Source organism: Pseudodesulfovibrio portus, assembly GCF_026000375.1.
GTDB lineage: Bacteria > Desulfobacterota > Desulfovibrionia > Desulfovibrionales > Desulfovibrionaceae > Pseudodesulfovibrio > Pseudodesulfovibrio portus.
The window spans coordinates 2,062,506-2,074,917 of sequence record NZ_AP026708.1 but is presented as its reverse complement, the minus strand read 5'-3'; the positions used below and the strand labels follow the sequence as shown (position 1 = coordinate 2,074,917).

The following is a 12,412-nucleotide window of genomic DNA, read 5'->3' as shown; positions in this document are numbered from 1 at the left end:
CGCGCAACAATGGCGGCCATGATCCTCATGGCGGGCCTGGTCCTGACGGGCTGCGCCTCCGGACGGGGGGCCGCACCGAAGTACCGGGCCTACCCCATGACGCCCGAGGCGCAGGTGAACTACGACTACCTCGTCTATCTGGACCGGTTGCAGCAGATCCAGCGCGAACTCAGCCGCGGCGACCGCAGCACCATGAAGCTGAAAGAGGCCCGGCAGCTGCAGGACGCCACGGTCGAGGCCCTGGACAAGGTCATCGCCGTGGCGCCCTCTCCCCAGCTCTACGTCGAAAAGGCCGGGCTGTTCTGGAATCACAGCGAGGGCACGGCCCGATCCCGGGCCATCCTCAAGGAAGGCCTGGCCAAGTTCCCCGGCGACCGGCTGCTGACCGTGTACCTGGCCAACTCCTACGTGGCCGACGACCGGGTGGACGACGCCATCGCGATCATGGACGAATTCCTGAAGGACAACCCCGACGACATCCAGTCCCGCGAGAAGCTGGGCCAGATGTTCATGGACGCGGGACGCGACGCCGAGGCCCTGGACGTGCTCAAGGGCATCCCCGAGGCGGAGCGGGGGCCCGACGCCCTCTACTCCATGGGCCGGGTCCAGGGGAACCTGGGCATGCGCAAGGCGGCCATCGCCAACCTCAAAAAGGCCGTCAAGATGGACCCGGAGTTCACCGAGGCCCAGGTGGAGCTGGCCTACCAGTATGAACTGGCCAAGGACTACGCGTCCGCCGAGGCCATCTACACCGCCATCCTGGAGCAGAACGAGTCCTTCCCCGAGGCCCGGCTGCGGCTGATCAACCTCGACCTCAAGCTGAACAACCCGGACAAGGCCCTTAAGCTCGCCCTGGACGGCCCGCCCACCAAGGATTTCGTCCTGGACGCGGTCCTGACCTTCATCAACGACGGGTTCTACGCCCAGGGGTCCACGGTGCTGGACATGCTAACCTCGGACGGCTCGGTCCCGGCAGAGTACTACTTCTACAAGGCCGTCATCGCCAACGAGGGCGAAAACGACATGGAAAAGGCGCTCGGCTTCCTGGGCATGGTCGACAAGACCGACCGCCTCTACCCGCACGCCCTGCGCTTCCGGGCCCAGATTCTCAGCGCCCAGGGCAAGGCCGAAGAGGCCCTGAACATCGCCGTGGACGGCAAGAAGCTCTACCCGAACGCCCCCATTTTCTACATCCTCGAGGCCTCCCTGCTCAAGCAGGAGGAGGACTTCCGGGGAGCCGAACGCACCCTGAAGGAAGGGCTCAAGCGGCTGCCGAACAACCCGGAGCTGACCTACGAGCTGGCCCTGGTCTACGAGGTCCTGGACCGGCGCGACGAGGGGCTGGCCCTGATGGAGAGCGTCATCCGCGCCCATCCGGATCACGCCAACGCCCTGAACTACGTGGGCTACACCCTGGCCGAGGAAGGCAGGGAGCTTGAACGGGCCCTGGTCCTGGTGACCAAGGCGTCCTCCCTGGAGCCCGAGAGCGGCTACATCCTCGACTCCGTGGCCTGGGTCCACTTCAAGATGCAGGACCTCAACAAGGCCTGGGAATACATCCGCCACGCCATCGACCTGGTGGACACCGACCCCACCATCTGGGAACATTACGGCGACATCGCCGCCGCTCTGGGCAAGAAGGCCGAGGCGCGCAGGGGATACAACCTCTCCCTGAAATTCCACGCTGCCGATCCCGAAGCGGTGCGGAGCAAACTCGGAAATCTGTAATGACCCGACCCCGGCCGACTTCCCTGCCCGCCCTGCTGGCCGCCCTGCTCCTGCTGGCCGTGGCAGGCTGCACGCCCAAGACGCCGCCCGGCACGGTGCTGCACGCCCCCAAGGCGGCCTGGAAGTCCTTCCGCGCCAACTACTGCGTCCGGCCCGAGGCGCCCGCCGTGAAGGTCAAGGCGTCCCTCTATTATTCGCAGATCCGGCCCCGCAAGCGGACCAACCGCACCCTGACCACCCTGTGGGGCGACTTCGGCGGGGCCATGCGCATGGACGTGTCCGCCTCCATCGGCAAACTGCTGGCCCACATCCGCGAGAACGGCGACGGCCTGCTCGTCTTCTATCCCTCGGACAACGAGGCCTACACCCACGTCAACCCGGTGCTCGGCGCGACCCGGCTGGGCATGCCCTTTCCCTTCTCGCTCAAGGTGCTGGCCGCCGTACTGGCGGGCGACTTCTCCGACCTGGCCGCCAGGGGTTACGCCGCAGCCCGGCAGATCGACGGCAACAACCCCGGCTTCGTCTTCGACCTGAAGGACGGCCTGGTCACCCGGATCACCCTGGACGTGGTCGGCCGCCCGGTGCTCGTCGAGGGCCTCACCTCCAAATCCTATGCCGGGGCCAGGACATGGCGGCTGGAGATCAACCGCTACCAGGAACCCGAGGGCAAAAAGGCCCCCCTGCCGAACAAGGTGACGCTGGCCCTGGACAACGGGGAGAAGGGCGTCTTGCACATAAAGTCCCGGGAGCTTATGCTGAAACCCTGGCCTGCCGAGTCCCTGGACCTCGCCCTGCCCGACGGTGTCGAGCCCGTCCGGCTGGACAACGGCTACAACCACGAATCCACAGGGGAAATCCCCGTGATCTACGAGGACAAATAATGGACGCTCAGCCCCAAAAAGAAACGGTCATGGACATCTTTCTGCTCGGTCTGAAGACCTGGCTGGCCGAAATGAAATGGCTGACCCGGGCCCAGCTCGGGAAGTTCGAGATATCGAGACTTGAAAAAGAACTCGATCGAGAATATGGCATCCTCGGGCGTATCGCGGAAGCGCCGCGGGGCCGCAAGGAGGAAAAGGAACTCTGCCTCAAGCAGATCGCCTTCCTCAAAGAGGAGATCGCCACCCTGCGGGACGAGCTGGCAGGAGACCGCGAAGAACGGATGAAGAACGTCCGCAACTCTTAACACGATGGAATCGGGGGATCATATCGTGAGCAAAACCATTGTCATCGGCTCCGACCACGGGGGCTACAATCTCAAATCCGTGTTCATCGCAAAGCTCAAGGAGTGGGGCTACGCCGTGGAGGACGAAGGCCCGGACTGCCTCGACTCCTGCGACTACCCGCTTTTCGCGGCCAAGGTCTGCAACAATCTTGCGAAAGACGAATCCAAGCTCGGCGTGCTCATCTGCGGCACCGGCCTGGGCATGTCCATGACCGCCAACCGGATGGGCATCCGCGCCGCCCTGTGCAGCAACGAATTTCACGCCCGCATGGCCCGCGAGCACAACGATGCCCGCATCCTGTGCATGGGCGAGCGCGTCACCGGCCAGGGACTGGCCCTGGAAATTCTCAAGGTTTTTCTCGAAACCGAATTCGGGGGCGATCGGCACCAGCGGCGCATCGACCTCATCGACACCGTCTCAAAATAACCAACCTTCAAAAGGAAACCATCATCATGAGCACCATGACGGACAAGACTGTTGCCGTGGTCAAGGGACTGATCATGGACGGCGTTGCCAAAGCCAATTCCGGCCATCCGGGCGGCGCCATGTCCTCCGCCGATTTCGCCACCATCCTTTTTTCCGAATTCCTGAATACCAACCCGGACGACACTGACTGGTTCAACCGCGACCGCTTCGTCCTGGCCGCAGGACACGAGTCCATGCTGCTGTACAGCCTGCTCCATCTGAAGGGGCTGCTCTCCGCGGACGATCTCAAGTCCTTCCGCCAGCTCGGCTCCCTGACCCCCGGTCACCCGGAAGTGGACATGACCCCCGGCGTGGAAGCCACCTCCGGCCCCCTGGGCCAGGGCTTCGCCGTTTCCGTCGGCTTTGCCGCAGCCGAGGCGTTCCTGGGCGACAAGCTCGGAAGCGACGTCATGGACCACTATACCTACGCCCTGTCCTGCGACGGCGACATCCAGGAGCCCGTGGCCCTGGGCGCGGCCTCCCTGGCTGGCCTGTGGGGCCTAGGCAAGCTCATCGTCTACTACGACTCCAACAAGATTCAGCTGGCCGGGCCGTGCTGCAAGGTCGACTGCACCGACCACCGCAAGGTCTTCGAAGGGCTGTGCTGGCAGGTGCTCGAAGTGGACGGCCACAACCATGACGAAATCCGCAAGGCCATCAAGGACGCCCAGCTCGAGACGAGCAAGCCGACCCTGATCATCGGCCACACCACCATGGCCAAGGGCGCGGCCACCATGGAAGGCAGCCACAAGACCCACGGTTCCCCCCTGTCCGCCGAAGAGATCACGGCCACCAAGGAAAAACTCGGCCTGCCCGCCGAAGACTTTTACGTTCCCGAGGACGTCATCGCCCATTTCCGCTCCCGCGACGACGGCCTGCGCCAGAACGCAGCCGAGTGGAAGGCCATGGTCGAGTCCAAGATGAGCGACGCCAAGTTCGCCGAATTCTGGGGGCACGTGACCAAGCCGCGCGCGGAACTGTCCATCGACTGGCCCGAGTTCACGCCGGGCGAGACCATGGCCACCCGCAAGGCCTGGGGCGCGTGCCTGAACACCGTGTCCGCATCCCTGCCCACCCTGGTGGGCGGCTCCGCCGACCTCGACCCGTCCAACCAGACACAGGTCTTCCGCGACACCTACGGCGACTTCGGCGTGGACGGCTACGGTTCCCGCAACCTGGCCTTCGGCGTGCGCGAGTTCCCCATGGCCGCCATCATGAACGGGTTGCAGCTGCACGGCGGCGTCATGCCCTTCGGCGCGACCTTCCTGACCTTTGCCGATTACTGCCGCAACGCCATCCGCATGTCCGCCCTGCAGGAACTGCCCGTGCTGTACGTGTTCACCCACGACTCCTTCTGGGTGGGCGAAGACGGCCCGACCCACCAGCCCATCGAGCACATCAGCTCGCTGCGGCTGATCCCGGACCTCATCGACCTGCGCCCGGCCGACGCCAACGAGACTGCGGTCTGCCTGGACATCGCCCTGAAGCAGGAAAAGCACCCGTCCACCATCTTCCTGACCCGCCAGGGGCTGCCGGTCCTCGATCCGGCCGAGTACCCGGCCCTGCCCGAGGGCCCGCGCAAGGGCGCATACGTGCTCAAGGACTGCGACGGCACCCCGGACCTGATCCTCATAGGCTCCGGCTCCGAGGTCTCGCTCTGCCTGGAAACCGCCAAGCTCTTCAAACGCAAGGTGCGGGTGGTCTCCATGCCGTCGGCCAAACTGTTTGACGACCAGCCGGATTCATATAAAAATGAAGTATTGCCGCCGGAAGTCACGGCCCGCGCCGCTGCCGAGGCAGGCCGCACAGGCCTGTGGTACAAGTACGTCGGCCTGAACGGCGTGGTCCTGGGCCTCGACCACTTCGGTGCGAGCGCCCCCGGCAAGGTCCTGTCCGACAAATACGGCTTCACGCCGGAGAACTTTGCCCGGATGATCCGGGAAAAATACTAGGAGTCAGCCATGGAAGCACCACAGAAAAATCTCGCCCTGGACCTGGTCCGCGTCACCGAGGCCGCAGCGCTTGCCTGCGCCCGCTGGCTCGGCAAAGGCGACAAGATCTCCGCCGACCAGGCGGCTGTCGACGCCATGCGCCTGAGCTTCAACACCCTGGAAATCGAAGGCCAGATCATGATCGGCGAAGGCGAGAAGGACGACGCCCCCATGCTTTACGCCGGTGAAAAACTCGGCCTGGGCCATGGCCCCAAGGTGGACATCGCAGTGGACCCGCTGGAGGGCACCAACCTGCTGGCCAACGGCCGCCCCAACGCCATCTCCGTGGTGGGCGTGGCCCCGGCGGGCGCCATGTTCGATCCGGGCCCGTCCTACTACATGCAGAAGCTGGTGGTCCCGTCCAAGGCCAAGGACGTGGTGGACATCGAAGCGCCCACCGGCCACAACCTCAAGCTCATCGCCCGCGCCCTGGACAAGGACGTGGACGACCTGGTGGTCTTCGTCCTGGACAAGCCCCGCCACAAGAAGCTCATCTCCGAAATCCGCGAGGCGGGCGCACGCATCCAGCTGCACACCGACGGCGACATCACCGGTTCGCTCATGGCCATCGACCCGCGCTGCGAAGTGGACGTCATGATGGGCACCGGCGGCACCCCCGAGGGCGTGCTCTCGGCCATCGCCATCCGCATCATGGGCGGCGAGATGTTCGCCAAGCTCGACCCCCAGAAGCAGAAGGAAAAGAACGCCCTGTCCGAATTCGGCATGGATATCCGCCGGGTCCTGACCGTGTCCGACCTGGTCAAGTCCGACGACCTGTTCTTCGCGGCCACCGGCATCTCCGGCGGCACCTTCCTCAAGGGCGTCACCTACCACGGCCACGGCGCGGAGACCTCCTCCCTGGTCATGCGCGGCAAGACCGGCACCATCCGCTACGTTGAAGCCATCCACAACTGGGAAACCCTGATGCGCATCTCCGCCGTGGAATACGACTAGACCGCCGAACCACTCGAATCAAAAAAGGGCCGGGATGCTTGTGCATCCCGGCCCTTTTTTGCCTCCGGCGGCCGGGGGAAGGGAGGGAAAAACCCTTTGAAAAGGTTTTTTCCCTCCCTTCCCCCGGACCCCCATCCCTCCCTTTTCCTAAACTTTTTGTGGCGCATTCGCGCAGCATGGTGGAGGCGGTTGAGCGTGCTGCCGGGCGGGCGGATATGGATCGGGCGGCAGGGCCGGGGGGAGGCTTTTTTCATCTGCCCGACTGTGCTATGCTGGCCATGGAGGAAAACGCCATGTCCGATGAAAAACGCCGCTCCACCCGCATCGATGCCGGATTCGAGGCCTATGTGACCATAGGCGACGTGGTCATCCCCGTATCCACCCGCAACCTGAGCCTCAAGGGGGCCCTGCTCAAAGGGTGCGAAGACTGCAAAAGCGGCACCCTGTGCGAACTGCACCTGCCCCTGTCCCCGGGCATCCGCATCGTGGTGGAAGGCGAGATCATCCGCCGCGGGGGCGGCTACGCGGCCATGGCCTTCAAGGAGATGGACGAACTGAGCTTCACCTTCCTGCACCGGCTGGTCACCCTCAACGCCGACGACCCCGACGAAGTGGATGAAGAGCTTCTGCACGTATTCGAAAAGATGTGAGGAGTCAGCCTGCGGCTGATTCGGAAGCCCGCTCTTTCAGGCCGCTGCGCCCCAGGAGCAGAACGCCGAAGACGATGAGCGCCCCGCCCCCGATGGTCCACATGTCCGGGACCTCGCCCAGAAACATCATGCCCCACGTTGCCGCGAACACGATCTCCAGGCAGGAGACGCCGCTGATCCGGGCGGCGGACTCGATGGCATACCCCTTGGTCATGTAATACTGCCCCGCGTTCATGAACAGCGCCACGCCGAGCACCGCCAGCCATTCTTCCGGGGTGGGCATCAGCCAGCCCTCGGCGAACAGGGGGGCGAACAGGGCGATGAACAAAGGCGGGTAGACCATGACCACGGCCGGGTGCTCGGTTTTGGCCAGGGCCCGGACAGTGAGCACTGCGGCGGAAATCAGGATGATGGCTGCAAAGGCCACGGCCAGGGCAACGGGATCGAGCGACGCCGTTGCCGTCCCGAACAGCATGGCCGGACGGCAGACCAGGAGCACCCCGACCAAGGTGGCGAGAATGGACAACAGCGCACCGGCGGACAGCTTCTCGCCCAGCAGTATCCAGGCGAACAGGGCCACCACCATGGGGTGGGAGAAAAGCAGCACGAGGGCATCGGCCAGGGGGAGATGGACGATGGTGTAAAATTCGGCGAACAGGGCCGCGAACCCGAGCAGCCCGCGCATGAACAGCAGGAACTTCCGCTGTCCGAACATGCCCGCCCCGGCACGGCGCAGGATGTACCAGCACAGGGCCACGCCCACCACGCCGCGCACGAACAGAATCTCCATGGAGGGAAGGCGGACGCCCGCCACCTTCACCAGCAGCGAGCCGATGGAAAAGAGAAAGGTTCCGAGCAGCATGAGCCGCATGCCGGGAGTGAGGAGGTTCATGGCCGGGAGACTATGCCATTCCTTTCGGGAGTCAAGGCCAATGTGGGGGACGCTATTGCGGCAGGGAGATTTTGCACGGCATCACGTGCATGGTCTTGAACACGGCAACGGCCTCTTCCAGAAGCGCGTCCAGCCTCCCCTCATCCCGCATCTGCCGCAGGACATTGTCGATGGCGGGCACAAGGTCCGCATGCTTCTTGTGGAGATAGTGGTACATCGGGGTGCTGGCCAGGGGCGGGGAAAGCAGGCGGATGCCCCCGAGGTCGACGTCCCGCAGGCTCGGCAGAGCGTCCAGGTAGGCGACCACGGCCACGTCCAGACGGTCGTTCTCGAGCATGGCGAAGAGCTGGCCGTAACAGGAGACAAGGACGCGGTCGTAGGCGCTCGTCTTCTTTTCCACGAACTTGTACCCGAGAAGGGACCCTACACGGTAAGGGGCAAGCACGTCCCACCCCCGGGCGGGGTCTATGTCCGTTTTCTTGGAATAGGCGACCACGGTATTGACGTACAGGGCGGTGGGCACCCGAACGAGGTTGGGGCACGACTCCTCGACGACCGGAGCCCGGGCGTCCATGCCGTCGCAGTGCCCCTGGTTGGCCAGGACCAGGCCGCGCTCGGCCGGGGCCTTCAGGACTTCAACGTCAACGCCGATCCGCCCGTAGGCTTCGACCAGGATTTGCCTGAACAGCACCCCCATGCCGTCGCTCGGAAAGGTGGTGAAGACGAGCTTGGGCCGACTGCCCTGGCCACGGGCCGCACACGGAGAATCCAATGGCCCGGCCAACACGGCCAGACAAAGGGCAATGACCGCCACAGTCCTCATGCATGCATGCATTTCCGACACTCCCTCAAGAGTTCGACCGCGCACACTCATACACCAATGAACGGTATTTGGCTAGTTCAACTTCTATAACGCGAAGACGAATGGGAACGCCACGGCCTACAGGCCGAAGAACCGGCGCGCGTTGTCGCCGGTGATGCGCCAGACGTCTTCCAGGGAGCGGCCCTTGATCTGGGCCACGCGCCGGGCGGTGAACACGGCCAGGGCCGGATGGTTGCGCTTGCCGCGCCACGGCTCGGGCGCAAGGTAGGGGCAGTCGGTCTCGATCATGAGCCGGTCGAACGGGATGCGGGCCACGGCGGCCTGGACGTCGTCGCTCTTCTTGCGGAAGGTGACCGTGCCGGGGATGGAGACGTGCCAGCCGTTGGCAACCACGGTCTCGGCCAGGTCCATGCCCGCGCCGAAGCAGTGCCACAGGACCGGGTAGTCCCTGAACCCCTGTTCTTCGAGGACGGCCACGGTGTCGGCGTTGGCGTCGCGGGAATGGATGACCACCGGCAGGGAAAGCTCCCGGGCCAGGTCGAGCTGTTTGATGAAGGCACTCTTCTGCACGTCGTGCGGAACGCGCTCCCAATAGTAGTCCAGCCCCACTTCGCCCACGCCCTTGAGGCGCGGGTCCGCCTTGAAGTGGACCCGCATGCGGTCGAGCACGTCGTCGGTCAGCTGGTCCGCGTCGTTGGGGTGCACGGCCATGAGAAAGGAAATCTGCGGGTGGGAATCGAACAGCCCCCGGTTTTTCTCGTAGGCGTCCGGACCGAGAAAGACGTTCATGATCTGGCTGAACCCGGAGGCCGTGGCCCGCTCTATGATCGCCTCGCGGTCCTCGTCGAAGTCGTCCAGGTCGAGATGGGCATGGGAGTCCACCCCGGCCAGAGGCAACTCCAGGGATTCGGGTTCAGGACGTTTGGATTTGGACATGCGGCTTCTATCCTACAACTCGTCCCACAATGCCAGGACGGCGTTTTTCTGTTCTTCCAGCGAGTAGGCGTCGGCGGTCTCCCGGCACGCATCCAGGCCGGCCCGGAGGGGGAGGCCGCCCTCCTCGACCATCTGCGCGGCCTCTTCCAGGCACAGGGCCGCGTCGAGCACGTCGCCGTCCGCGCACCACAGGCCGTTGCCCGACCAGGAACATTCCCGCAGGGTCATCCACGGCGTGTACCGGGGCTCCCGCTGAAGCTGGCGCATGTAGTCCCATCCGCCGATGCCGGTGAAGCCCACCGGCAGGCAGCCGCAGGCCATGGCCTCCAGCGGCGGCAGTGGGCATCCCTCGGGGAATCCGGTGGCCAGGAAAATGTGGGCCGAGCGCAGGGTGTCGGCCACCTGGCGGGCGTCCATGCCCTCGATGGGCAGCCAGTTGACGCGGTCAGGGCCGCACCGGTGGAGCTGGATGGCCCTGATCTGAGCGGCCAGGGCCTTGTTCTTGCGCGGCATGTAGGCCACGTTGATCCTTCCCGAGGGCTTGGCGTCGGGCGCGAAAAAAATGGACCGGTCAATGCCGGGCCGAAGGACGGTCGCGTCCTTGAAGGTCGTTTCCTTGATGAATCGAGAGACCGGGTCGGACACGGCGAGGAACTCCACGGGCAGGGTGTGCCAGTTCACGCCCTCGGGCAGTGCGGAAAAAAGATAGGCCCAGTTCTGCACGTAATTGAAACAGGTCGCCCCCGCCTCCAGCCCCGGAGCCAGGGCGTTGACCCACCCCTCGGGCACCAGCCAGACATCGGAACCGGTCAGCTTCATGTCCGCCCACTGGATGACGGGCGCGGCGTCGGCCAACCCTTCGGGCTTCCATCCGCCCTGTTCACGGGCCACCAGAAAGGCCTCGTGCCCGGCCTGGTGCAGGATGTCGGCCATCTGCCGCAATACGGTGACGCCCCCGGTCGGTTTCTTGACCGGCGGCAGGAAGATGTATGTTTTCATGCTCTTCTTCTGGAAACCATAAACCGGCAGGTTTGGCAAGGCGGCTGACGACCGTGCACTGATCGATCGGCCCGCCCGGGAGAGAGCGGGACGGGCTTGGAGATGGGGAGGCCCGCCCCGCTCGCCGGAGGGAAGGAGTTCTGTGCTTGTTCCGTCTGCGGGCAGACTACGCTCCGGCGGGCGTGGAATCTTTTCGGCTTCGTGGAGGATGTGCGACGAATGGGCAACGGATCGAATCGGCCTGCCTTGCCAAAGCAGATGGCGTTGGCTTTTATGACAAAGGTCTGATAGAGTAATCGTCCTATGACCCTCGAAGCATTGCAACCTTTTCTGAAGGAACTGGACGCCTGGCAAAAGGCGGGCCGGACCGTTGAACTGTGGTGGCGGGACGACAACGCCACCGTACCCACCGTGGAGCTGGACCGGCTGATAAGCGTTTCCAACCGGCACGAGATTCCCTGCGGCCTGGCCGCCATCCCTGCCGGGGCGGGCGAACCGCTGCGCAAGGCGGTCTCGGACGCGGCCCATGTCTGGGTCCTTCAGCACGGCTTCTCCCATGCCGATCACTCGCCCGACGGCAGCGAGCACTTCGAGCTGGGCCTTCACCGGCCCAAGTCCGTGGTCCTCGACGAACTGCGCCAGGGCATGCTCAAGTTCAACCAGCTTTTCAAGGTCCGTTTCGTTCCGGTCCTGGTGCCGCCGTGGAGCCACATCGACTCCCAGCTCCTGCCCTACCTGCCGGTCATGGGTTTCCGGGGACTCTCCTGCGTCCACCGCGAACAACGCCCTGTCCCGCCGGACGATCTGCGCATGGTCAACGTGCACTGCGACGTCCTTGCCTGGTCCGAGAAGGGAGACGCCGGATTTGCCGGTGCCGACGCCTGCGTGAAGGACATGGTCGACCACCTGCGGGCCAAACGCACGGGCGAGGCCGACGAGACCGAGCCCACGGGCATGCGCACCCATCACCTGGACATGGAAGCCGACGCATGGGAGTTCGTGGAGACGCTGTTCGAGCTGACCCGCGACCACCCGGCCGTCCGGTGGCTGTCTCCCGCCGGAATCTGGCCACTGCCCGAATAGACGTTCTTGCCCAAAACGTTCAGGAGGGGTACCACCTGCCTATGACTGAAGAACAATCCTTTCCCGTGGCCCTGGACGCTCCCGACGCCGACGTCGCTCCCATGACCCTGAAAATGGTGGGCCAGTTGCTCGCCATGTCCCGCGAGAGCCCCCGCCTGCGCATGCTGCAAAAGATTCACAAATCGCACGACAGCGGCGTGCAGCGCATGTTCAACGCACTCCAGCCGGGCACCTACATCATGCCCCACCGGCACCTGCACCCGCGCAAGGAGGAGACCGTCATGGTGGTGGCCGGGTCCCTGCTCTTCGTCGAATTTTCGGACCAAGGCGTGGTCACGAACACGCTCCTGCTCCAGCCCGGCACCGAGAATTTCGGCGTGGACGTGGCCCCCCACGTCTATCACACCTACATCCCCCTCAAGCCCGACACCCTGATGTTCGAGATCAAGGACGGCCCCTATTCGGCCACCGACGACAAGGACGTGCCCGGCTGGGCCCCGCGCGAAGGGGCTCCCGAGGCCGAGCCCTACCTGCTCAACCTGATCAAGGACTTGGCCGAACGGGCCAACACCGCCGCCGAAGAGGCCAAGGCGGCAGAAGCGGCAGGCACCGCCGAATAATCCCGCCCGGTCCTTGCGGCTGCAGGACGAATGCAGTAAACGGGA

General features: G+C 64.6%; 13 protein-coding genes. 9 read left to right on the top strand and 4 right to left on the bottom strand.

Annotated elements, in window-relative coordinates:
• Positions 1-9 precede the first annotated feature (9 nt).
• From OO730_RS10000 to OO730_RS09970, 7 genes are all read left to right on the top strand, one after another.
• Positions 10-1,728 carry a tetratricopeptide repeat protein gene (locus OO730_RS10000; RefSeq protein WP_264981323.1) on the top strand — a complete coding sequence of 573 codons (1,719 nt, stop codon included), beginning with the start codon at positions 10-12 and terminating at the stop codon, positions 1,726-1,728.
• Positions 1,728-2,609: a hypothetical protein gene (locus tag OO730_RS09995; RefSeq protein ID WP_264981322.1), complete on the top strand. Its 882-nt coding sequence runs from the start codon at positions 1,728-1,730 to the stop codon at positions 2,607-2,609. Before OO730_RS10000 ends, OO730_RS09995 begins: the two co-directional genes overlap by 1 nt.
• Positions 2,609-2,914 carry a hypothetical protein gene (locus OO730_RS09990; protein WP_264981321.1) on the top strand — a complete coding sequence of 102 codons (306 nt, stop codon included), beginning with the start codon at positions 2,609-2,611 and terminating at the stop codon, positions 2,912-2,914. Before OO730_RS09995 ends, OO730_RS09990 begins: the two co-directional genes overlap by 1 nt.
• Before the next feature lie 25 nt (positions 2,915-2,939).
• Positions 2,940-3,380 (top strand): ribose 5-phosphate isomerase B, encoded by a 441-nt coding sequence (gene rpiB, locus OO730_RS09985; protein WP_264981320.1) that lies wholly within the window; start codon positions 2,940-2,942, stop codon positions 3,378-3,380.
• 26 nt (positions 3,381-3,406) lie between these two features.
• A complete protein-coding gene (gene tkt, locus OO730_RS09980) occupies positions 3,407-5,371 on the top strand; it encodes a transketolase (RefSeq protein WP_264981319.1) in 1,965 nt (654 codons plus the stop codon).
• 9 nt (positions 5,372-5,380) lie between these two features.
• Complete coding sequence (gene glpX / locus OO730_RS09975) at positions 5,381-6,364, top strand: class II fructose-bisphosphatase (protein WP_264981318.1); 984 nt, start codon at positions 5,381-5,383, stop codon at positions 6,362-6,364.
• A gap of 293 nt (positions 6,365-6,657) precedes the next feature.
• Positions 6,658-7,014 carry a PilZ domain-containing protein gene (locus OO730_RS09970; protein ID WP_264981317.1) on the top strand — a complete coding sequence of 119 codons (357 nt, stop codon included), beginning with the start codon at positions 6,658-6,660 and terminating at the stop codon, positions 7,012-7,014.
• A 4-nt stretch (positions 7,015-7,018) separates the two neighbouring features.
• Here the strand turns inward: OO730_RS09970 and OO730_RS09965 are convergent, their stop codons facing one another.
• The 4 genes from OO730_RS09965 to OO730_RS09950 all read right to left on the bottom strand — a co-directional run bounded on the left by OO730_RS09965 (position 7,019) and on the right by OO730_RS09950 (position 10,664).
• Complete coding sequence (locus tag OO730_RS09965; protein WP_264981316.1) at positions 7,019-7,906, bottom strand: DMT family transporter; 888 nt, start codon at positions 7,904-7,906, stop codon at positions 7,019-7,021.
• Positions 7,907-7,958: 52 nt separating this feature from the next.
• Complete coding sequence (locus tag OO730_RS09960) at positions 7,959-8,741, bottom strand: substrate-binding periplasmic protein (RefSeq protein ID WP_264981315.1); 783 nt, start codon at positions 8,739-8,741, stop codon at positions 7,959-7,961.
• 105 nt (positions 8,742-8,846) lie between these two features.
• On the bottom strand, positions 8,847-9,665 hold the full coding sequence (locus OO730_RS09955) for a TatD family hydrolase (protein WP_264981314.1): 819 nt from the start codon (positions 9,663-9,665) through the stop codon (positions 8,847-8,849).
• Positions 9,666-9,677: 12 nt separating this feature from the next.
• Entirely contained in the window at positions 9,678-10,664 is a 987-nt protein-coding gene (locus tag OO730_RS09950; RefSeq protein ID WP_264981313.1) for a glycosyltransferase family protein, read from the bottom strand.
• Positions 10,665-10,967: 303 nt separating this feature from the next.
• Between OO730_RS09950 and OO730_RS09945 the strand changes: the two genes are divergently transcribed.
• Complete coding sequence (locus OO730_RS09945) at positions 10,968-11,747, top strand: polysaccharide deacetylase family protein (RefSeq protein WP_264981312.1); 780 nt, start codon at positions 10,968-10,970, stop codon at positions 11,745-11,747.
• Between the two features lie 41 nt (positions 11,748-11,788).
• The gene (locus OO730_RS09940; protein WP_264981311.1) at positions 11,789-12,367 is read left to right on the top strand and encodes a WbuC family cupin fold metalloprotein; all 579 of its coding nucleotides are present in this window, start codon (positions 11,789-11,791) and stop codon (positions 12,365-12,367) included.
• Positions 12,368-12,412 lie beyond the last annotated feature (45 nt).